At 60.3% G+C, this 21999-nt stretch carries 21 protein-coding genes and 1 tRNA gene; 13 read left to right on the top strand and 9 right to left on the bottom strand.

Annotation, left to right across the window (positions count from 1 at the left end):
• Positions 1–2 precede the first annotated feature (2 nt).
• A complete protein-coding gene (gene uvrB, locus ACR0KJ_RS00160) occupies positions 3–2189 on the bottom strand; it encodes an excinuclease ABC subunit UvrB (RefSeq protein ID WP_170452231.1) in 2187 nt (728 codons plus the stop codon).
• A gap of 383 nt (positions 2190–2572) precedes the next feature.
• Here uvrB and ACR0KJ_RS00165 point away from each other — a divergent pair, with 383 nt between their 5' ends.
• The 11 genes from ACR0KJ_RS00165 (at position 2573) to iolB (ending at position 13068) form a co-directional block, all read left to right on the top strand.
• Positions 2573–2884 carry an ETC complex I subunit gene (locus ACR0KJ_RS00165; protein WP_170452229.1) on the top strand — a complete coding sequence of 104 codons (312 nt, stop codon included), beginning with the start codon at positions 2573–2575 and terminating at the stop codon, positions 2882–2884.
• Positions 2885–3361 (top strand): GNAT family N-acetyltransferase, encoded by a 477-nt coding sequence (locus tag ACR0KJ_RS00170; RefSeq protein WP_170452227.1) that lies wholly within the window; start codon positions 2885–2887, stop codon positions 3359–3361.
• Between the two features lie 21 nt (positions 3362–3382).
• Positions 3383–3459, top strand: a tRNA-Arg gene (locus ACR0KJ_RS00175).
• Positions 3460–4018: 559 nt separating this feature from the next.
• Complete coding sequence (gene iolG, locus ACR0KJ_RS00180; RefSeq protein ID WP_170523186.1) at positions 4019–5032, top strand: inositol 2-dehydrogenase; 1014 nt, start codon at positions 4019–4021, stop codon at positions 5030–5032.
• Positions 5033–5155: 123 nt separating this feature from the next.
• Positions 5156–6097, top strand: a complete 942-nt coding sequence (locus tag ACR0KJ_RS00185; protein WP_170452223.1) for a sugar ABC transporter substrate-binding protein — start codon at positions 5156–5158, stop codon at positions 6095–6097.
• A 74-nt stretch (positions 6098–6171) separates the two neighbouring features.
• Entirely contained in the window at positions 6172–7284 is a 1113-nt protein-coding gene (locus ACR0KJ_RS00190) for an ABC transporter permease (RefSeq protein ID WP_480625687.1), read from the top strand.
• Between the two features lies 1 nt (position 7285).
• Entirely contained in the window at positions 7286–8104 is an 819-nt protein-coding gene (locus ACR0KJ_RS00195; protein WP_170452219.1) for an ATP-binding cassette domain-containing protein, read from the top strand.
• 152 nt (positions 8105–8256) lie between these two features.
• Positions 8257–10089, top strand: a complete 1833-nt coding sequence (gene iolD, locus ACR0KJ_RS00200; RefSeq protein ID WP_480625688.1) for a 3D-(3,5/4)-trihydroxycyclohexane-1,2-dione acylhydrolase (decyclizing) — start codon at positions 8257–8259, stop codon at positions 10087–10089.
• Entirely contained in the window at positions 10086–10985 is a 900-nt protein-coding gene (gene iolE / locus ACR0KJ_RS00205; protein ID WP_480625689.1) for a myo-inosose-2 dehydratase, read from the top strand. Before iolD ends, iolE begins: the two co-directional genes overlap by 4 nt.
• Before the next feature lie 49 nt (positions 10986–11034).
• Entirely contained in the window at positions 11035–12216 is a 1182-nt protein-coding gene (locus ACR0KJ_RS00210; RefSeq protein ID WP_480625690.1) for a phytanoyl-CoA dioxygenase family protein, read from the top strand.
• Between the two features lie 45 nt (positions 12217–12261).
• Positions 12262–13068, top strand: a complete 807-nt coding sequence (gene iolB, locus ACR0KJ_RS00215) for a 5-deoxy-glucuronate isomerase (RefSeq protein ID WP_170633679.1) — start codon at positions 12262–12264, stop codon at positions 13066–13068.
• Positions 13069–13113: 45 nt separating this feature from the next.
• Here iolB and ACR0KJ_RS00220 read toward each other — a convergent pair whose 3' ends face one another.
• From ACR0KJ_RS00220 to iolC, 3 genes are read right to left on the bottom strand one after another with little or no spacing between them, the layout of a single operon-like run.
• Positions 13114–13953 carry a class II fructose-bisphosphate aldolase gene (locus tag ACR0KJ_RS00220; protein WP_480625691.1) on the bottom strand — a complete coding sequence of 280 codons (840 nt, stop codon included), beginning with the start codon at positions 13951–13953 and terminating at the stop codon, positions 13114–13116.
• Positions 13950–14786, bottom strand: coding sequence for a 5-deoxy-glucuronate isomerase (locus ACR0KJ_RS00225; RefSeq protein WP_170452207.1), 837 nt, complete (start codon positions 14784–14786; stop codon positions 13950–13952). Before ACR0KJ_RS00225 ends, ACR0KJ_RS00220 begins: the two co-directional genes overlap by 4 nt.
• 9 nt (positions 14787–14795) lie before the next feature.
• Positions 14796–15764 (bottom strand): 5-dehydro-2-deoxygluconokinase, encoded by a 969-nt coding sequence (iolC, locus tag ACR0KJ_RS00230; protein WP_480626261.1) that lies wholly within the window; start codon positions 15762–15764, stop codon positions 14796–14798.
• Between the two features lie 125 nt (positions 15765–15889).
• On the opposite strand from iolC, the gene ACR0KJ_RS00235 reads away from it, so the two are divergent.
• Together ACR0KJ_RS00235 and ACR0KJ_RS00240 are read left to right on the top strand one after the other, a co-directional pair.
• Complete coding sequence (locus tag ACR0KJ_RS00235; protein ID WP_170452205.1) at positions 15890–16993, top strand: Gfo/Idh/MocA family protein; 1104 nt, start codon at positions 15890–15892, stop codon at positions 16991–16993.
• A gap of 36 nt (positions 16994–17029) precedes the next feature.
• Positions 17030–18163 carry a Gfo/Idh/MocA family protein gene (locus tag ACR0KJ_RS00240; RefSeq protein ID WP_170633669.1) on the top strand — a complete coding sequence of 378 codons (1134 nt, stop codon included), beginning with the start codon at positions 17030–17032 and terminating at the stop codon, positions 18161–18163.
• Here ACR0KJ_RS00240 and ACR0KJ_RS00245 read toward each other — a convergent pair whose 3' ends face one another.
• The 5 genes from ACR0KJ_RS00245 to ACR0KJ_RS00265 form a co-directional block, all read right to left on the bottom strand.
• Complete coding sequence (locus ACR0KJ_RS00245; protein WP_170452201.1) at positions 18164–19165, bottom strand: LacI family DNA-binding transcriptional regulator; 1002 nt, start codon at positions 19163–19165, stop codon at positions 18164–18166.
• Between the two features lie 147 nt (positions 19166–19312).
• On the bottom strand, positions 19313–20212 hold the full coding sequence (locus ACR0KJ_RS00250) for a metal ABC transporter solute-binding protein, Zn/Mn family (RefSeq protein WP_170523220.1): 900 nt from the start codon (positions 20210–20212) through the stop codon (positions 19313–19315).
• A complete protein-coding gene (locus ACR0KJ_RS00255; RefSeq protein ID WP_480582337.1) occupies positions 20209–21111 on the bottom strand; it encodes a metal ABC transporter permease in 903 nt (300 codons plus the stop codon). Before ACR0KJ_RS00255 ends, ACR0KJ_RS00250 begins: the two co-directional genes overlap by 4 nt.
• Entirely contained in the window at positions 21104–21862 is a 759-nt protein-coding gene (locus ACR0KJ_RS00260; RefSeq protein ID WP_480582334.1) for a metal ABC transporter ATP-binding protein, read from the bottom strand. The genes ACR0KJ_RS00255 and ACR0KJ_RS00260 overlap by 8 nt, the downstream gene beginning before the upstream one ends.
• Entirely contained in the window at positions 21862–21996 is a 135-nt protein-coding gene (locus tag ACR0KJ_RS00265) for a hypothetical protein (protein ID WP_480582332.1), read from the bottom strand. Before ACR0KJ_RS00265 ends, ACR0KJ_RS00260 begins: the two co-directional genes overlap by 1 nt.
• Positions 21997–21999: the final 3 nt, after the last annotated feature.

Raw genomic sequence — 21999 nt, forward strand, 5'->3', positions numbered from 1 at the left:
TATCACCTCTTCCGCCGCTTCACATTCCCACCCCGTTGGCCCGGCCTCCCAGCCGTTGACCGCCCACGCGACCTAACCGCGTCTTCCGAGGCTTTCTCGACCGCCCATTGACGCGCCATGGGGTCGTCGGCGACGGCGAGATCGACCGCTTCCAGACGTTTGATCTCATCCCGGATGTTGGCGGCCTCTTCGAATTCCAGGTTCTCGGCGGCTTTGCGCATCTGGTCGCGCAGACCGTCCAGATGGGCCTCAAGATTGGCACCGTGCATCGGTTTGTCGATGGTGGCGGTGACGCGATTCATGTCCACGTCGCCTTCGTAGAGCCCGGCCAGAACGTCCTCGACATTCTTTTTCACCGTCTCGGGGGTGATGCCGTGTTCCTCGTTATAGGCAAGCTGTTTGGCGCGGCGGCGGTTGGTTTCGCCCAAGGCGCGCTCCATCGAACCGGTGATCTTGTCGGCATACATGATAACACGGCCATCGGCGTTACGCGCGGCGCGGCCGATGGTCTGGATCAGTGAAGTCTCGGACCGCAGGAACCCCTCTTTATCCGCGTCCAGAATGGCGACCAGCCCGCATTCGGGGATGTCGAGCCCCTCGCGCAGAAGGTTGATGCCGACCAGCACGTCAAACGCGCCCAACCGAAGGTCGCGCAGGATTTCGATGCGTTCCAGCGTGTCGATATCCGAGTGCATGTAGCGCACCTTGATGCCCTGCTCGTGCAGGTATTCGGTCAGGTCCTCGGCCATGCGTTTGGTCAGCGTCGTGACCAGCGTGCGGAAGCCGATGGCGGCGACCTTGCGCACCTCGTCCAGCAGGTCGTCCACCTGCATCGATACGGGGCGGATTTCGACCTCGGGGTCCAGCAGGCCGGTGGGGCGGATCACCTGTTCGGTGAAGACGCCGCCGGTCTGTTCGATCTCCCACTTGGCGGGGGTGGCCGAGACAAAGACGGATTGCGGGCGCATGGCATCCCATTCTTCGAACTTCAGGGGCCGGTTATCCATGCAGGACGGCAGGCGGAACCCGTGTTCGGCCAGCGTGAACTTGCGCCGATAGTCGCCCCGGTACATGCCGCCGATCTGCGGCACGCTGACATGGCTTTCATCGGCGAAAACGATGGCATTGTCGGGGATGAATTCGAACAGGGTCGGGGGTGGTTCGCCCGGTGCGCGGCCTGTCAGATAGCGCGAATAGTTCTCGATCCCGTTGCAGACACCGGTGGCCTCGAGCATTTCCAGATCGAAATTGGTGCGCTGTTCCAGCCGTTGCGCTTCCAGCAACTTTCCCTCACCCACCAGTTGGTCCAGCCGGATGCGCAGCTCCTTTTTGATCCCGATGATCGCCTGCTGCATCGTGGGTTTCGGCGTCACATAGTGCGAGTTCGCATAGACCCGCACCTGTTCCATCGTTGCTGCGCGCTCACCGGTCAGCGGGTCGAATTCGGTGATCTGTTCCAGTTCTTCACCGAAGAAGGACAGTTTCCAGGCGCGATCCTCAAGGTGGGCGGGCCAGATTTCCAGTGAATCGCCCCGCACCCGGAACGAGCCACGCTGAAAGGCCTGATCGTTGCGGCGGTATTGCTGGGCCACCAGATCGGCCATCACCTGCCGCTGGTCGTACTCATTGCCAACCTTCAGGTCCTGCGTCATCGCCCCGTAGGTCTCGACCGAACCAATGCCGTAGATGCAGGACACCGAGGCGACGATAATCACGTCATCCCGTTCCAACAGCGCCCGCGTGGCCGAGTGGCGCATTCGGTCGATCTGTTCGTTGATCTGGGATTCTTTTTCTATGTACGTGTCCGAGCGCGGCACATAGGCCTCGGGCTGGTAGTAATCGTAGTAGGACACGAAGTATTCTACTGAGTTCTCGGGGAAGAAGCCCTTGAACTCACCATATAGCTGCGCCGCCAGCGTCTTGTTGGGGGCAAGGATGATGGCGGGGCGCTGGGTTTCTTCAATCACCTTGGCCATGGTGAAGGTCTTGCCCGTCCCGGTCGCGCCCAGCAGGACCTGATCGCGCTCGCCGTCGAGAACGCCGCCGGCTAGTTCCCTGATCGCTGTCGGCTGGTCTCCTGCGGGGGCAAACTCGGTATGCATCACGAACTGTTTGCCGCCTTCCAGTTTCAGGCGGGCGCGGACGTCTTCGGCGGTCAGTTGGGTCTTGTCGGAATGGGCATAGGGCATGGGCAGGCTCCAGGTCAGGCCCTTACATTTGTTCTTATTTTGTCCAACTGCAAGTCCTGATCTGGTTTTTGAAAACGCCTTTCAGTAATACGCAAGCCGACCGTCCGGGATTTGATCCGATTGCACCTGTGGCGGAAATTCGTCAGTGTTCATAAACCGGCTTAGAACGGCCCGGTTGGCCTCGGGCCGGGCATCGATTTCAAGGGTTCTTTCGTGGTGGATCAAGTTGCAATCCTCATCATGAGCTGAACCCCTTTTTAGGCCACGTTGATGACAGTTTCTGGCATCAGTCGGATCGCTGAAACCCGCGACAATTGCGGACTTGTCCGCGCCGCTCGCGTGGCGCATAAACATGATCAGCCAAGTGAGGACGGAGAGGCGACATGCGCGCACGGATTTACCAGCCTTCAAGAAATGCGATGACCTCGGGCATGGCAAAGACCCGCAAATGGGTTCTGGAATATGCCCCCGCCTCGGCGCGCGAGGTTGATCCGCTGATGGGCTGGACCTCGTCCAATGACACGCAGACTCAGGTTCGGCTGAAATTCGATACCAAGGAAGAGGCGCTGGAATACGCCAAGGATAACGGTATCGAGGCGCAGGTCAGCGAGCCGCATAAGCGCAAACCCAACCTGCGCGCCCGGGGCTATGGCGAGAACTTCGCCACCGACCGGCGCGGCCCCTGGACGCACTGAGTGATCGACATTCGTCAGGCCGACCCCACATCGGACGCTTTGCGCCCGGTGGTCGAGGCGCATTTTGCCCATAGCCAAACGGCTGGCCCTGCGGAAAGCAATCATACAATGGATGCCGATGCGCTGTCCGGGTCGGGGATCCGGTTTTGGGCCGTTTATGACGGCGATCAACCGGTGGGATGCGGGGCGCTGAAGCTGTTGCCGGACCAAACGGCCGAGGTGAAATCGGTGCACATCCTGTCACAAGCGCGCGGACGCGGGCTTGCGCGCGCGATGATGGATCATCTTGCGGAACACGCCCGGTCGGAAGGGTTATCCGCGCTGGTTCTGGAAACCGGCGCGGCGCATTTGCCGGAATATGACGGCGCCCGCAAACTGTACGAAGCATTGGGATATTCCTATTGCGGCCCGATCTACGGCTATGAGGATGATCCCAACAGCGCCTTCATGCGCTTGGGCCTTGAACCCCGCCCGTAAAAACCGCAAGAAGGGCGCAGCGGTCCCTTAGCTCAACTGGATAGAGCAGCTGACTTCTAATCAGCAGGTTGAGGGTTCGAGTCCTTCAGGGATCGCCATTTCCAACCGATGCAACCGACCCATCGCGCGCGAAATCTCGTTTGTGTGATCCGGGTCACTGACCGGCCCCACAGAATCAGTCAAAGTGACCCTATTGATGAGTTGGCGTCAGTTGGTTTTATGACGTGAGTTTTTTTAAAGTTCTCCCCAAGACACTTGGCGCGTTTGTTTCAAACGCGCCATTTTCTTTTGGCCTTGGGGGAGGGTGAGGGGCTGGGTGAGGGGGTCAGGCCAGCCCCTCGTAAGGGGTTACTGAGTGGTAGTGTAATCCGCTGACCTCAAACTAGCCCAAGTCTAAGGCCTCGGATATTGGGGGATTCCCGTACGGATCGCCTTTTCTGGTCGGATTTTCTGCGATTTCCCACAAAATTCGAGCGATTTTCGGGGCCTTTGATCAAAACAGGGCCAACCTTAGGCGTAAGTCCGACGGGTGATTCCCATCCGTCAAAAGGCGCTTGGCCGGTGTTTGCCTGTTTCCTCGTGGCATCCCGAAAAAAATTCTTGCAACCGGTTGCAAAGAGCAACATTGTGACGCCAAGTAAGATTCGGGAGAATTACATGCTCAAGGTCGGGCTGCTTGGTGCTGGTCGTATCGGACGTGTCCACGCGCAAGCCATTACATCGCATTCGGAAAGCAAGCTATGTGCGGTGTCGGACGCAATGGCCGAAGCCGCGACGCAACTTGCCGAGGCGCACGGCGCGCAGGTGCAAAGCTCGGACGAAATTATCGATAACCCGGATATTGACGCGGTACTGATCGCAACACCGACCGACACGCATTCGGACCTGATCGAGGCCGCGACGCAGGCAGGCAAGGCGGTTTTGTGCGAAAAGCCGGTCGATTTGGACCTGCAGCGGGCACTCGCTTGTCAGAATACAATATCCGGGCGCAAGCCACCCGTTATGATTGGGTTCAACCGCCGGTTTGATCCCAATTTCTCTGCGATGAAGGCGGCAGCGGACGCAGGTGAGATTGGCAAGGCTGAGCTGTTGTCGATCACCTCTTTCGATCCGGCACCCCCACCGGTCAGCTACATCAAGGTTTCGGGCGGGCTGTTCCGTGACATGATGATCCACGATTTTGACATGGCGAACTATCTGATGGGGGAAATCCCGACCTCTATTTCCGCCGTTGGATCCTCGGTCGTGGACCCTGAGATCGGGCAGGCCGGGGATGTTGATACCGCTGTTGTCACAATGACTTACGCGGACGGTCGGATCGCGGTCATCAAGAACTCGCGCCGTGCGGCCTATGGTTATGACCAACGGGTCGAAATGCTGGGATCAAAGGGACTGCTGCAGGCCCAGAACATGTTGGAAAATACGGTGGTCAAATCGACGTCGGACGGCGTTGTCGGGGCCAAGCCTACCTACTTTTTCCTTGAACGCTATATGCCTGCGTATCGGGCCGAATGGGATGCATTTGTCCAGGCCGCAACGTCGGGCGCGGCGGTTCCGGTGACTTTGGATGACGGTGTCGCTGCGCTGGCCATGGCCGAAGCGGCAACGCAATCCGCACGTTCGGGCGCACCCGTCCAAATGGCGGAAATTTTGAAACCGGTTGCAAAATGAGCGAATTTCTTCAAACTGAAAACGGCTCGGTACCACTTCCGGCTACGACAGATTCGGTCCGACCGAGTGAATGGGGCGGATAGCCCAGGACAAAAACAGACGGTTTTTATGGGAGGAAACCAAATGAACAAGTTTGTGAAACGAGTGCTGATGGCCAGTGCTGTGGCGGTTGCAGCGGCCACGGGCGCTGCGGCGGAAGGCGAAAAGTACATCCTGGTCAGCCATGCCCCGGACAGCGACAGCTGGTGGAACACGATCAAGAACGGCATCGCGCTGGCGGGTGATCAGATGGGTGTCGAGGTCGAGTATCGCAACCCGCCCACCGGCGACATCGCCGACATGGCGCGGATCATCGATCAGGCGGCGGCCTCGGGGCCGAACGGGATCATCACCACTTTGGCCGATTATGACGTGTTGAAAGGTCCGATCACATCTGCCGTGGACTCGGGCATTGACGTTATCATCATGAACACCGGCACGCCGGATCAGGCGCGCGAGGTTGGAGCGCTGATGTATGTCGGCCAGCCCGAATATGACGCCGGTCTTGCCGCCGGTCAGCGCGCAAAAGGTGACGGCGTTACCAAATTCCTGTGCGTGAACCACGCGATCCAGCAGCCCACGGTGGGCGAGCGTTGCCGTGGCTTTGCCGATGGTCTGGGTGTTGAACTGGGCGATGCGATGCTGGACAGCGGCACCGACCCGGCGGAAATCAAGAACAAGGTTCTGGCCTATCTGTCCGCAAACCCGGATACCGATGGCATACTGACTCTGGGTCCGGTGTCGGCTGATCCCACCGTGGCGGCGCTGAAGGAAAACGGCATGGCCGGTGACATCTATTTCGGCACCTTCGATCTGGGTGAGGAAATCGTCAAAGGCATCAAGGACGGCACCATTCAGTGGGGCATCGACCAGCAGCCCTTCCTGCAGGCGTATCTGCCGGTTGTGATCCTGACCAACTACCATCGCTACGGCGTTCTGCCGGGCAACAACATCAACTCCGGCCCCGGTTTTGTGACCGCAGACGCCCTTGAAAAAGTCGAGGAACACGCGGGCGAATACCGCTGATCCCAACCGGGTGGCGCCAGGGCGCGCCACCCGCCTGACTTCAATCCGCACCTTTCAAATCGTGGAGGCACCCCATGTCCACCACCCAAGTCGCTGACGAACGCGTCAAGGAAATGTCCGCGCTGCGCCGCTGGCTGATCCGCCCCGAGCTGGGCGGGATCGTTGGAACCGTCGCAGTCTTTACCTTCTTTCTTCTATTCGCCGCTGATTCCGGCATGTTCAACGCGCAGGGCGTGATGAACTGGGGCACCGTGTCCGCTCAGTTCATGATCATCGCTGTCGGCGCGTGCTTGCTGATGATCGCGGGTGAATTCGACCTGTCCGTCGGCTCGATGATCGGCTTTTCGGGCATGATGATTGCCATCTTTCTGGTGATCCTGGGCTGGCCCGCCTGGATCTCGATCATTGTGACTTTCATTATGTGCATGCTGATCGGTGCCTTTAACGGCTGGATCGTGATCCGCACCGGGCTGCCCAGCTTTATCGTGACGCTGGCGGCGCTGTTCGTGCTGCGGGGCTTTACCATCTATCTGCCGCAAACCTTCGAGAACAAGACCATCATCGGCGGTATCCGCGACGCGGCAGAAGGCGACTGGCTGGCCCCGATCTTTGGTGGGAAAGTTCTGCAGGGGCTGTTCGTCTGGCTGGGCGACAACGGCATTATCGCCACGTTCGAACGCGGTACGCGCGCCGGTCAACCTGTTGTTGACGGTATCCCCATGCTGATCGTCTGGGCGATTGTCATCATTATCTTTGGCCATGTGCTGCTGACCAAAACCAAGTTTGGCAACTGGATCTTTGCGGCCGGTGGCGATGCCGAGGCCGCGCGAAACTCGGGTGTGCCAGTGAACAAGGTGAAAATCCTGATGTTCATGTTCACCGCCTTCTGCGCCACCGTATTTGCGACCTGTCAGGTCATGGAATTCGGTTCGGCCGGCGCGGATCGTGGTCTGCTGAAAGAGTTCGAGGCAATCATCGCCGTGGTCATCGGTGGCGCGTTGCTGACCGGCGGCTATGGCTCGGTTCTGGGGGCGGCGCTGGGCGCGCTTATCTTTGGTGTGGTGCAGCAGGGGCTGTTCTTTGCAGGCGTCGAAAGTTCGCTGTTCCGGGTGTTTCTGGGTGTGATCCTGCTGGGTGCGGTGATCCTGAACACTTATATTCGTCGCATCATCACAGGAGAACGCTGAGATGACCGAAGACACCAAATTCCACCACGGCGACTCGCAAGAGCAAAAGCCGATCATCCGTATGGTCGACATTCAGAAACACTTTGGTTCGGTGATCGCGCTGGCTGGCGTCAGTTTCGACCTGAAACCGGGGGAATGCCATTGCCTGCTGGGAGATAACGGCGCGGGCAAGTCGACCTTCATCAAAACCATGTCCGGTGTGCACAAGCCAACCGCCGGTGAGATCTTCTTCGAAGACAGGCCGATGCATTTCGAAGACCCGCGTGACGCCATTTCAGCGGGTATCGCCACGGTGCACCAGCATCTGGCCATGATCCCGTTGATGAGCGTCAGCCGCAACTTCTTCATGGGCAATGAACCGACACGCAAAGTGGCCGGGATCAACTTCTTCGACAAGAAACTGGCGGATGAGATCACCATGGAAGAGATGCGCAAGATGGGCATCAACCTGCGTGGCCCGGATCAGGCCGTCGGCACGCTGTCGGGTGGGGAACGTCAGACAGTTGCGATTGCCCGCGCCGTGCATTTCGGTGCGAAGATCCTGATTCTGGACGAGCCGACCTCGGCCCTTGGGGTGCGTCAGACTTCGAACGTTCTGGCGACCATCGACAAGGTGCGCAGTCAGGGTGTGGGCGTCGTGTTCATCAGCCACAACGTCCGCCACGCGTTGGCGGTGGGCGACCGCTTTACCGTGTTGAACCGGGGACAGACGCTGGGCACGGCCAAACGGGGTGAGATCACGCCTGAGGAACTTCAGGACCTTATGGCTGGCGGTCAGGAACTGGCCGAACTGGAAGGTTCGCTGGGCGGGACCGTTTAAAACACGGGTGCCCCGCAGACATGCGGGGTGCCCGATCATTCAGTGGTGCAAGGCCACACATAAATCACAGGTCAGATTGGGTGGCCTGGAACCTTCAGAAATGTGAAAACCGACCTAAAGCCCATGGCGGCTTCGTGTTGAAAGGGATCATGATGAGCAAGACAGTCCGACTGACCGCGGCGCAAGCTCTGGTGCGCTATCTCGGGGCGCAGATGAATGAGGCCGGAGAGCCCTATATCGCCGGAGTCTGGGCCATTTTCGGCCATGGCAACGTGGCCGGTCTGGGTGAGGCTTTGCACGCGGTCAAAGACAGCCTGCCCACCTATCGCGGTCACAACGAACAGACCATGGCCCATTGCGCGATTGCCTATGCCAAGCAGATGCGTCGCACGCGGGCGATGGCCGTGACCTCATCCATCGGGCCGGGGGCCACGAATATGGTAACGGCGGCGGCATTGGCTCATGCGAACCGACTGCCGGTACTGATCATCCCCGGCGATGTGTTTGCCTCGCGCGGCCCGGACCCGGTGCTGCAACAGATCGAGAATTTCGGTGACGGCACGGTCAGCGCCAATGACTGTTTCCGCCCGGTCAGCCGGTACTATGACCGCATCTCGCGCCCCGAACACCTGTTGACCGCGCTACCGCGCGCCTTCCGTACCATGACCGACCCGGCAGATTGCGGTCCGGTGACACTGGCCTTCTGTCAGGACGTGCAGGCCGAGGCCTACGACTACCCCGAAAGCTTCTTTGAGCCCCGCGTCTGGTATCAGCGCCGCATCCGCCCGGACGAGGGCGAACTGGCCCGCGCCGTTGCCGCGATCAAGGCGGCGAAGCGCCCGGTCATCGTAGCCGGAGGCGGGGTGCATTACTCGGGCGCGACCGATGCGCTGCAAAGCTTTGTTGAAACCCACAACATCCCCGTCGCTGAAACGCAGGCGGGCAAATCGGCCTTGGCCTGGGACCATCCATTGAATCTGGGGCCCATTGGCGTCACCGGTGGAGAACCGGCCAATGATGTCTGCGCCGAGGCTGATCTGGTTCTTGCGGTTGGTACGCGGTTGCAGGATTTCACCACCGGGTCATGGGGCCTGTTTTCGAACCCCGAACGCGAGATGATCTGCCTGAACACCGCAGCCTATGACGCCGAAAAGCACGGGGCGATGCCATTGCAATCCGACGCGCGCGTGGGTTTGCAAGAGCTGGGCGCAGGCTTGCAGGGCTACAGCGCCGATCCAGTGGCCGATACCCTGAAAGCCGATTGGTTCGGCAAGGTCGACAAGCTGACCGACGCGCCCGGTGACGGGAACGCTCTGCCTACCGACATGCAGGTGATTGGCGCGGTTCAGCGTGCCTCGCACAACGACACGGTTGTAATGTGCGCCGCTGGAACAATGCCCGGTGAGTTGCACAAGCTGTGGAAGGCCCCACGCCCCGGTGCCTATCACATGGAATACGGGTTCAGCTGCATGGGGTACGAGATCGCAGGTGCGATGGGCATCAAGATGGCCGAGCCCGAGCGCGACGTGATCTGCTTTACCGGCGACGGCACCTATATGATGGCGAACTCGGAAATGGCCTCTGCCGCGATGATGGGCGTGTCCTTCACTGTTGTCATCACCGACAACCGGGGCTTTGGCTGTATCAACCGCTTGCAGATGGGCACCGGCGGGGCCGAGTTTAACAATCTGCTGGATCACGCGGTGCATGAGACACCGTCGGCCATCGACTTTGCCGCACATGCGGCGGCGATGGGGGCGACCTCGGTCAAGGTCAGCTCGATTGCTGACTTGGAAGAGGCTTTGGCCAAGCGCGCCGACATCAAAGGGCCTTATGTGGTGGTCATCGACACCGATCCCTACCCGTCCACCGAATATGGCGGTACCTGGTGGGAAGTCGCTGTGCCCGAGGTCTCAATCCGCCCCGAAGTCAACGAAAAACGCGCGGCCTATGAAGTTGCGATCAAGGAAAGAAATACGAAATGAGCGTGAAGATCGGTATCTCTCCGATTGCCTGGCAGAATGACGATCTGCCCGACCTGACGGCGGCCTATACCATGGAACAGGCGCTGAAAGAGGCCAGAGAGATTGGTTATACAGGCATCGAGCGCGGCCAGCGGATGCCCGGCGACACCGAAGGGTTGCGCGCCTATCTCGATAGCAACGACATCGCCCTGTGCGGCGGTTGGTGTTCCGGTGCGTCGCTGGTCAACGACTTCGCGACCGAACGTGAGGCGGTGCGTGAACAGGTCGAGCAGTTTGTTGCGCTGAACAGCCCGTGCATTGTCTATGCCGAATGCTCGAACACCGTGCAGGGGCAGATGGGCACGCCGGTCAATCACCGTCCGAAACTGTCGAAGGATGAGGTTAAAGCCTACGCAGCCAAGATCACCGAATTGGCGAAATGGATGGCCGATCAGGGGATGCCGATGGCCTATCACCACCACATGGGCACGATCATCGAAAGCGAGGATGACGTGAACTGGCTGATGGAGGGATCGGGCCCCGAGGTGAACCTGTGCTTTGACACCGGCCATCTGCTGTTTGGCGGCGGTGATGTGATGGCAACCCTGAACCGCTGGGGCGACCGGGTGCATCACGTGCATTTCAAGGACATCCGCCCTCAGATCGTGCAGACAACCCGCGAGAATGACCATTCTTTCCTGGATGCGGTGGTCGGCGGCGCTTTCACCGTTCCAAGCGATGGCTGCATCGACTTTCAGGCGGTCGCAAACGCGCTGAAAGCGATGGATTACGACGGCTGGATCGTGGTCGAGGCCGAGCAGGACCCGGCCAAGGCGCCGCCCTATGAGTATTCCAAGATGGGCTACGACCACATTGTCGAGGTCTGCAAACGGGCGGGATTGGAGATCACGGCGTAACACCCAGCCCCAAGGGGCAACACCAAAAGCCATGAGAAAGGAGACTGTCATGGTGACTCAACAGCTTGGATATGTCGGCTATTTCGACCGGGAATCCTGTGATCTGGATGAATTCAAGGTGTTGACCTCTCAGAACCTTTTGGCTGAAACGGTGCCTTTTGCGGCCTCCGTCGAAAAGAACGTGCCCGTCTATGACATGCAGGCGCTGCGTCCGATGTTGGAACAGCCGGATACACGCCGGGCTTTGCTGGCGGAGTGGGGCTGGGTTCTGGACAAATCCGCCGGTGTGATCGCTTTGAAAGGGGCGTATCCGGACACCTCGATCATTGATCGGGCGACGGATGTGTTTCGTCAGATTATCGAGCAAGAACGCCTAAGCGGGGCGGGTGAGGGTGATCATTTCGCCGCCTCAGGCGCGAATGACCGGATCTGGAACGCCTTGCAAAAACAGTGCCTGCGCGACCCCGAAGGCTTTGCGCTCTATTTCGGGAACACGGCGATTTTGGCGGCTTGTGAAGCATGGCTTGGGCCGCACTATCAGGTGACGGCACAGATCAATCAGGTGCGTCCCGGCGGTAAGGCGCAACAGGCGCATCGGGACTATCACCTTGGGTTTCAAAACGCGGACAGCGCGGCCCGATACCCGGCCCATGCGCATCTGGTAACAGCCTCGCTGACGCTGCAGGGTGCGGTTGCGCATTGCGACATGCCGGTGGAAAGCGGTCCGACCAAGCTGCTGCCGTTCTCGCAGCTCTACCCGCCGGGCTATCTGGCCTTCCACGACGAAGCCCACCGGGCGTATTTCGAGGACAGCTATATCCAGCTCCCACTGGAAAAGGGCGACGCGGTGTTTTTCAACCCGGCCCTGTTCCACGCGGCGGGCGAGAACCGCAGCGCCGACATTCACCGCATGGCGAACCTGCTGCAAATCTCATCACCCTTCGGGCGTGCGATGGAGGCGGTGGATCGTCAGGCGATGTCGCTGGCGGTGTTCCCGTCTCTGGTTGCCTTGAAGCAGCGCGGGGCGTTGGACGCTGCGCAGTTGGAGGCCGCGATTGCGGCCACGGCTGAGGGCTATCCCTTCCCCACTAATCTCGACACGGACCCTCCGGTCGGGGGCAACGCGCCTGAAAGCCAGGCGGACATACTGCGCTGCGCTGTTGCGGAAGGCTGGACCGAGGCGCAACTGTCCAAGGTTCTTTCGGCCCTGAACCAAAGGCAAGCTGCCTGAAACAACAATCGGGCGGCCCGAATGGCTGCCCGCAAGGAGAACAAAATGGCAGATCTGCTCAAGAAACCCTTCGGCACGCGCGGCAAGGTTCACGATATCACCCCGGCCAGCGCCGGGTGGCGGTATGTCGGGTTTGGTCTCTATCACTTGCGTTCCGGTGACACGGCGTTTGAGGCCACCGGTGATCGTGAGGTCATTCTGGTCATGGTCGAGGGCAAGGCACAGATCACCGGGGCCGGGCAGGATTGGGGTGTTCTGGGTGACCGGATGAACGTGTTCGAGAAGACGCCACCGCATTGCCTGTACCTGCCGAACGGAACCGAATGGGAAGCGGTGGCAGAAACCGATTGTGTCATCGCCGTCTGTTCGGCACCGGGCAAAAGCGGTCATGCGGCGCGGCGTATTGGCCCCGATGGCATAACCTTGACCGAACGCGGAAAGGGCGTAAACACGCGCTATATCAACAACATAGCGATGGAGGCCGAGGACTACGCCGATAGCCTTCTGGTGACCGAGGTATTCACGCCAAACGGCCACTGGTCGTCCTATCCCAGCCACCGTCACGACGAGGACGACTACCCCCGCATCACCTATCTGGAAGAGACCTATTACCACCGCCTGAACCCGTCCAACGGCTTCGGCATTCAGCGGGTCTATACCGATGACGGCCAGTTGGATGAAACTATGGCGGTGTCTGATGGCGACGTCGTGACCGTCCCGCGCGGCCACCACCCCTGCGGCGCGCCCTATGGGTTCGAGATGTACTACCTGAACGTCATGGCCGGGCCGCTGCGAAAATGGCGGTTCGTCCCGGCCCCCGAGGTCGAATGGATCATGGAGCGTGACGCTTAGCGCCTGCTGGATACCGGGCCCCGCCATTCCGGGGCCTTTTTGCTTCTATCGCTGCGACGGCGCACCAAAAGCGCGGATCACCATGCGAGCAGCAGCCTCGACGGGGTCATGCGTTTCCTTCAGGATGGTCACGCGGTCGAACCTGTCGGGGTCTGCATTCACGGCCTCGCGCAGGGCCTGACCAAAGGCCATGCGCAGTTCGGTTCCGATGTTGAACTTGCAAATTGCGGTCTCGCGGGCGAGGCGCGCGCGTTGTTCGACCGGCACGCCTGAACCACCATGGATGACCAGTGGAACCTCGGTCATGGCGTCGATCTGGCGGATGCGGTCTTCGTCGAGCCCGCCTTCCTTGTTTTGCTGTAAATGGACATTGCCGACCGAGATCGCCATCGCGTCCACGCCGCTGTCGCGGGCGAACTGCGCAGCCTCGGTCGGGTCGGTCCCGTTCGAGCCTTCGCCGCCGGAATAACCCACGAACCCGATCTCGCCCTCGCAGGAAATGCCTGCCGCGTGGGCCATCTCGGCAATTGCGGCAGTCTCGTCGATGTTCTGCTGCAGGGGCTTGCGCGATCCGTCGAACATCAGCGAGGTAAAGCCGCTGTCCAGTGCGATCTTGCACTCCTCAAACGTATAGCCGTGATCCAGGTGGGCCACTACCGGCACCGAAGCGTTCTCGGCCAGATGCCGGAACATCTTACCCAGAATAGGCAGGGGGGTGTGCTCGCGGCAGCTGGGTCCGGCTTGCAGGATCACTGGGGCATTTTCGGCCTCGGCCGCGGCCACATAGGCGCGCATGTCTTCCCAGCCGAGGGTCACAAGCCCGCCCACGGCATAGCCTTGTTCGTAGGCCGGTTGCAGGACGTCTTTCAGAGTGACGAGGGTCATTTGAACTTCGCGATCATGTCTTTGATGCCCGGAATCGTTTCGATCTGATAGGCATGTGTTGGTTGGAAATACTGCACCAGAGACCGCTGGCTGAGACCGCCGAGGATGGTGAAGTAATACATCTCATACCCCGGCAGCACGCAGCAGGGGTGATAACCCTTGTCGATGCAGATCGTCGAGCCATCGACGATGTGGTAGGCATCGCCCGGCTCGTTGTCCTCGCGCTGCAGCATTTGCAGGCCCGAGCCCCAGTTGGGTTTGAAGCGGAAATTATAGGTCTCGTCGTGGCGCGATTCATCCGGCAGGCGGTTGGTGTCGTGCTTGTGGCTGGGGAAACCTGACCAGCCGCCCTGACCAACCGTGAACAACTCGCTCACCAGCAGGCGACCAACCTTGTCATGTTGTTTCTGGCCAAGGATGTGTTTGATTTTACGATGGGTTTTGGTGTCATCGCTGCCATATTGCACAAGGTCATGTTCGCGCACGTCGAACGGATCCAGCACCTTGTCGAACTTCGCGCCCGCGACGAAAACCTCGGCCTCGTCCGATACACAGACCAGTTGTGCCTTGGCCCCGACCGGAACGTAAACGCCCTCGGGCTCGCCATCCCAGACATCCTCGCCCCGGTTGCCCAGCTTGGGGAAATGCGCCCCTTCGACATCTACATCCACACTGCCGGTGGCGGGCACGATGCAGGTCTCATACCCCGGTACCTGATATTCGAACGCCTCGCCACGGCGCAGTTTGACGATGTTGAAATAGTTCAGCGGCACCGTCGGATCGTCGGCATCCACAATGGGTTTGTTCTGGTTGTCATAGGGCGCGATATGCATGGGAAACTCCTATGTGGTCGGGCCGGGATGATCGGCAAGGAACGCATTCAGTTCCGGGGTTGTGGGCATGGCGGGGGCGCAGCCGGGATTGGAAACCACGATGGACGCACAGGCTGAACCGCGCAGGACCGCCTGTTCCAGCGACGCGCCAGCAGCGATCGAGGCCAAAAGACCGGCCATGAAACTGTCACCCGCGCCAACGGGTTTGATCGCATCGACCGGGAAGATGCCTGTTTGAATCTCTTGCCCGTCGGTCAGGGTCACGGCACCCTTTTCGCCCATCTTGTAGATGACAACCCGGCCCGGTTTCGAGGCCAGTTCCCGGGCCTTGTCGAACCCTTTTTCGATGCCACCGGCCATGAAACCGAATTCTTCATCATTGCCGACGATCAGGTCGCTGGCCTCTCCGGCGCGGGACAGGACATCGGCGGCCACCTCGGGTGAGGGCCAGCTATAGGGCCGGTAATCGACATCGAAGATCACCGGCAACCCGGCTTTGTGTGCATTGTCAAAAGCGCGGAACGTGGAGCTTCGGGAAGGTTCCGAGGCGAATACCGTTCCGGCGGACAGGACAGCCGAGAATTCCCCATAGTTGACCCGGTCCACGTCATCTTCGGTCACCTGAAAATCGACGGCCCCATTGCGATAGATGACGTTCTGGAAGTTCTCGGTCCGGCTTTCATACAACGCCAGAGAAGTGCGATATTCGCCGCCCAAAACGCGAATATAGGACGTATCCACCCCGTAATGCCGCAGCCGGTTCAGGCAAAAACGCCCGATTGCGTCATCCGAGACCGAGGTGACCAGCGATGCCTGACTGCCCAGCTTGACCAGACCCGCGCAGATATTGGCCGAGGATCCGCCAAGATCGGCGTGGAACGTCTCGGCATCTTCGCTTTTGACGTTGATGGGATCGGCAAACAGGTCCATGCCAGCACGCCCGAAAACTGCAAAACGGTTCCCTTTGATACCGTCCATCAAAGCGCTCACGTCATATTCCTCCGGCTTAGGGGCGTCGGCAAAGTTTGGACCTTGCGTTGAATCGATTCACACGATACTGATTTTGCAACCGGTTGCAAATGATATGTTCGGAGCCGTGACAGATGCCTGAAATCGGAATTGGAATCGTTGGTGGCGGCTATATGGGCAAGGCGCATTCCGTTGCCATGTCCGCCGTTGGTGCGGTGTTCAACACGGCGCTCAGACCTCGGCTTGAGGTGATTTGCGCGTCCACGCCAGCAAGCGCCGAGCGGTATCGGGAAGCCTATGGGTTTCAGCGCGCGACCCATGACTGGCGCGCTTTGGTCGAGGATCCAAAGGTCGAGGCTGTGGTGATCGCGTCCCCGCAGGAAACCCATCGCCAGATCGCCGAGGCAGCTTTTGCTTTGGGCAAGCCGGTTTTGTGCGAAAAACCGCTGGGTGCGTCGCTTGAGGACAGTCAGGCGATGGTCAACGCTGCCGAGGCTGCGGGTACCGTAAATATGGTCGGTTTCAACTATATCCGCACGCCTGCCAGCCAGTACGCCCGCCAGTTGATCGCCGAGGGCGAGATTGGCAATGTTACCTGGTTTCGGGGCGAGCATACCGAGGATTTCTATGCTGACCCGCAAGCCCCCGCCACATGGCGCACGACGGGGATGGCCAATGGAACAATCGGTGATCTGGCCCCGCATATGGTGAACGGCGCGATGGCTTTGATCGGACCAATTGCGCAGGTCATGGCCGATGTGGAAACCGTGCACCGCACCCGCCCCGGCGGAGAGGTCACAAATGACGATCACGCGCAGATGATGTGCAGGTTTGAAAATGGCGTGATGGGGAACCTCTATTTCAGCCGCGTCGCGACGGGGCGGAAGATGGGCTATGCCTATGAGATTTCGGGAACAAAAGGCGCGATCCGCTTTGATCAGGAAGATCAGAATGCCCTATGGCTTTATCGGCGCGAAGGGCCCGAGGCGCAGCGGGGATTCACCAAAATCCTGACCGGCCCGGCACATCCGGATTACGAACCCTTCTGTCAGGGACCCGGCCACGGCACCGGCTATCAGGATCAGATCATCATCGAGGCCAAGGATTTCCTGCGGGCTATCCACACAGGCGAAGCGATCTGGCCCACATTCCGCGACGGGCATCAGGTCAACCGGGTGCTGGCGGCGGCACTGGCCTCATCGGACCAGCGGCAGTGGGAAAACATCAGCGATTTCTGATCGCTTAACGATACAATCGATAGAGAGACCAAGACCATGGCAAAGCTGAAATGGGGCATGATCGGTGGTGGCGAAGGCAGCCAGATCGGGCCCGCCCACCGGTTGGGCGCGCAGGCGGACGGGATGTTCGAATTCGCCGCAGGCGCGCTGGATCATCGGCCCGAGGTAGGCCGTGAATACGCGCAACGGCTGGGTATTGCTGCCGACCGCGCCTATGGCAATTGGCAAGAGATGCTGGCAGGGGAGAAAGACCGCGACGATCGCGTCGATCTGGTGACGATTGCCACGCCAAACTCGACCCATTTCGAGATCGCCAAGGCGTTTCTGGAAGCCGGGTTCAACGTGCTGTGCGAAAAGCCGATGACCATGACAGTGGAAGAGGGCGAAGAGATCGTTCGCGTCGCAGAAGCCTCGGGCAAGATCTGCGCGGTCAACTATTGCTATTCGGCCTATCCGATGGTTCGTCAGGCCCGCGCCATGGTACGGGCGGGTGATATTGGCAAGGTCCGTCTGGTTGTCACCAATTTCAGCCATGGGCACCACGGCGATGCCACGGATGCCGACAACCCGCGCGTGCGCTGGCGCTACGATCCGGCGATGGCGGGTGTCTCGGGCCAATTCGCGGATTGTGGCATCCACGCGCTGCATATGGCCAGTTTCATCTGCGATGACGAGGTGAAGTCCTTGTCCGCCGATATGGCCTCGACCATCTCCAGCCGGGAACTGGAAGACGACGCGATGGTGAATTTCCGGATGGAAGGCGGCACGGTCGGGCGGCTGTGGACTTCATCCGTTGCCATCGGGCGGCAGCACGGGTTCGACATTCAGGTGTTCGGCGAAACCGGTGGGTTGCGCTGGGCGTCCGAGCAGCCGAACCAGTTGATTTACACGCCCGTCGGTGGGCGCACCCAGATCATCGAAAAGGGCGAGGGCGGGCTGCACGATGAAGTGCAACGCCTGTCTCGAGTGGCGATTGCGCACCCCGAAGGCTTTCCGCTGGCCGTGGCCAATATCTACTGCGATCTGGCTGACGCGATCCGGGGCGAGACGCGCGACGGCTTGCCCGGCGCTGCGGATGGGGTGCGGTCTATCGCGGCAGTCCACGCCGCTGTCGCGTCCGGCAAAGAGCAGGGTGCGTGGAAAGACGCCCGCCCGCCAATGTTTCGCTGATCAAGGGCGGGGCCGCCGCAACGTGCCCCGCTCGATCACCCGACAGGGGAAAATCCGGGCCTCAGGGTATCTCTGAGGCTCTTTCAGCATCTCCTCGACCAGATCAACGGATGAGGTGATGATCTGTTTGATCGGTTGGTGAATGGTGGTCAGATCGACGCTTTCCCACCGGGCCATTTCCATGTCGTTCAGGCCGATGATTCCGATGTCCTGCCCCGGCTTCAGCCCGTGATCCTTCAACGCCGATAACGCGCCGATAGACAGGATGTCGTCGCCGCAGAAATACCCTTCGGCGGGTTTGCCTTGCAGCAGGCGCAGCATTTCCGCGCGCCCCGCCTCGAACGAGTAATTATCCGCGAAAGAATGCGACACGTCGAGGTCGGGATGCTGGTCGGTTTCCTCGATGAACCCCCGATACCGATCCATGGCCGACGTCGCATCTTTTGGCCCACCGAGGTAGCCGACGCGCTTGTACCCGCGCGAAACAAGTTCGCGCGCCGCCATGCGCCCGCATTCGACGTTGTCGATGCCGACCACATGCACCTCGGGCGAGGTCGCCGACCGTCCGAAGGTATGCACCACCGGCACGCCCGCATCGTGGAACGCCTTGGCAAAACTGGGGGGCAGGGTTGATGACGCGACAATGACCGCATCAACTGAATACTGACGCAGCATTCGCACGGAATTGGCAGGCTCGGTCTCATCCGTCAGGTTCACGATCAAAGGCCGAAGCCCACGTTCCTGCAGGGCGCGGGTGAACTGGTCGAACACCTCAAGAAATATCGGGTTATGGAAGTTATTCGAGATCAGGCCAATCAGCTTGGTCCGCCCGGTCGTCAGCGACGAGGCCAGCGCATTCGGGCTGTACCCCAATTCTCGCGCCGCTTTCTCAACCTTGCTGCGCGTTTTGGCCGAGACCGAGGCCCCTTCGGTAAAGGTGCGCGAAACGGCGGATCGGGACACCCCGGCAAGCGCCGCAACATCTTTCAAAGTCACGCTCACAGGGCGTACCGTTCATGCGGTTGGGGTGTGGGTGGGGTCGCGATAATCATTGGGTTTGATTATGCACTATTGCGAAGCGGCTGCAACCGGTTGCAACCTGCCTGAGGTGGTACGAGGCGGCTTGAAAACCGCCTCGACCGGGTATCATCAGCTCGCGCCTTGGGTTTCCAGCGCAGTCAGCAGCGTGCCCAGATTATGCTGGAACATCGCCAGATAGCTTGTGGCCGGGCCACCACGCTCGGACAGGGCGTCCGAAAACAGACGGCCACCGATCTCAATACCGGTTTCGTCCGAGATCTGCTGAACCAAGGCCGGGCTGGTGATGTTTTCAACAAACAAGGCTGCCGCACCTTCGGCTTTCAGTTGGTCGATCAGAACGGCCAGTTCCTTGGCGGACGGCTCGGCTTCGGTGTCGATGCCGACTGGCGCCAGGAAGGTCATGCCATAGGCGTCCGCCAGATAGCCGAACGCGTCATGGGCAGTGACGACAGTGCGGCGGTCTGCGGGCAGGTTCGCCAGTTTGGTTTTGGTTTCGGCGTCCAGTGCCTCCAGCTTGGCGATATACGCGTCGGCATTGGCGGCGATTTCATCTGCATGCTCGGGCATGGCGTCTTTCATCGCGTCCGCCACGTTGGTCACGTAGATCACGCCGTTCAACAGCGAGTTCCAGGCGTGGGGGTCAATTGCACCGTCGACCTCGACCGGCGTGATGCCGTCGGTTGCGACATGCACGGTGGCTTCGGTGCCCGATTCCGCGATCAGCGTGTCGGACCATGTCTCAAAGCCCAGACCGTTGACAAAGATGATGTCCGCCTGCGCCACGGCCTTGGCGTCCGCAACCGACGGCTGATACACATGCGCGTCCGCATCGGGGCCAACGATTGTGGTCACATCGGCCAGGTCGCCCACGACCTCTTCGACCATGTCGCCGAGGATCGAGAAGCTGGCGACGACCTTGACGTGGTCTTCACCTGCATAGGCTGGCAGGGCAACCAGAGCGAGGGATGCCGTGGCAATACCGGCATAGAGGGATTTCATAAGAGTCATTGAGCTCTCTCTTCTTGTGGAACTTGCGCGACGGGGATGTCTTTCGAAACGGACGGTTTGCGCAGCCGTCCGCCAAAACCAAGCGGCCCAAAGATGGCCGAAAACAGGAAGAACCCGCCCGCGACCAGCACGATGGCCGGGCCGGATGGCGTGTCGGGAAACAGGTAGGACAGGGTCAGACCGATCCAGCAGCTGGACAGGGCGAAAAGGAAACCCAAAACCAGCTGCGCCGTGATGGTACTTGCCCAATACCGCGCGGCGGTTGCGGGCAGGATCATCAGACCAACAGCCATAAGTGTGCCCAGCGTCTTGAACGCGGCCAGCAGGTTCAGAACCAGCAGCAGCATAAAGCCCTGATCGACCAGCCAGGGGCGGCGCGTCTGGGTTTCGAAAAACACCGGGTCGCAGGTGCTGACAATCAAGGGGCGCAGCAGGACAGCAAAGGCCACCAGCGTCACCGTCGCGACCCCACCCACCAGCATCATCGACGCATCGTCAATTCCGAGGATCGAACCGAACAGGAAGCTTTTCAGCGGAACGGCGGACCCGGCTGCGGATAGAATGAATATCCCTACGGCCAAGGCGATCAGGTACAGCGAGGCAAGGCTGGCATCGCTGCGCAGGATCGTCCGGCGCGCCAGCAGGGCCGTAAGGATGGCCACCCCGACCCCAGCAATCAGCCCGCCGACCAACAGCGACATGACCGATAGACCCGCCGTCACGAACCCGATGACGATGCCGGGCGTAATCGCGTGGGCCATGGCTTCACCCGCCAGTGACAGGCGGCGCAGGACCAGGAATGCCCCCACCGGCGCGACCGAGGCCGACAGAACGGTGGTCGCCACAAAGGCGCGGCGCATGAAGGCAAAGCTCCACATTTCGGTAAGCAGATCAAACATGGGCATGCTCCGATGCTGAAGGGTTTCCACGGAACATCCACGAGGCCTGACTCTCGGACAGATACCCCTGCGCGACCAGCCGGTCGGGCGTCAGGACGTCATTCACCGGACCATGGGTCGCTTCTTGCCCGCCCAACAGCAGGGCATGGCTGCAATGGTCCAGAACCGATGACAGGTCATGCACGACCAGCACAACGGCGCGGCCCTCATCGCGCCAGCGGCGGATGATCGTCAGCAGATGCGCCTCGGTGCTTTGGTCAACGGCGGCAAAGGGTTCGTCCAGCAGGATCAAAGGGGCGTCCTGCATGATGACACGCGCGAACAGGGCGCGCTGAAGCTGGCCACCCGACAGCATGTGAAGCGGACGGTCGGCGATGTCCAGAACCCCGGCCTCGTCCAGTGCTGCGGTCATCCGGTCGCGCGCGGCGCGGTCCAGACCGGATCGGAAGCCAAACCCACGCCAGGCCCCCATCGCGGCCAGATCGCGCACGCGGATGGGAAAGCGGCGGTCAAACTCGGTCATTTGCGCCAGATAGCCGATGGCGCCGGGGCGGCCATTGGGCCAGTTCATGCTGCCCGAAAGCGGATCCAGCAGACCCAGCAGCATCTTCACAAACGTGCTTTTGCCCGACCCATTGGCCCCCAGAACGGCCAGAGTTGTGCCGGCTTCAATATCCATGGACAGGCGACGGAACAGCGTCAGATCAGGGTATCCAAGCGTCAGATCGCGGAGTTGCAAGACAGCCGTCATCACAGCACCACGTAAATCGCAAGACACAACACAGCCGACACGGCCGAAGCGCCAGCAATCAGCGCCACAACGCTGAATTCGGTTAGGCAGCGCCCTCGTGCACCCGAGTCGTCATGGGTAATGTGCCGCGTCATCGG

This window comes from Ruegeria sp. AD6, from assembly GCF_056542325.1.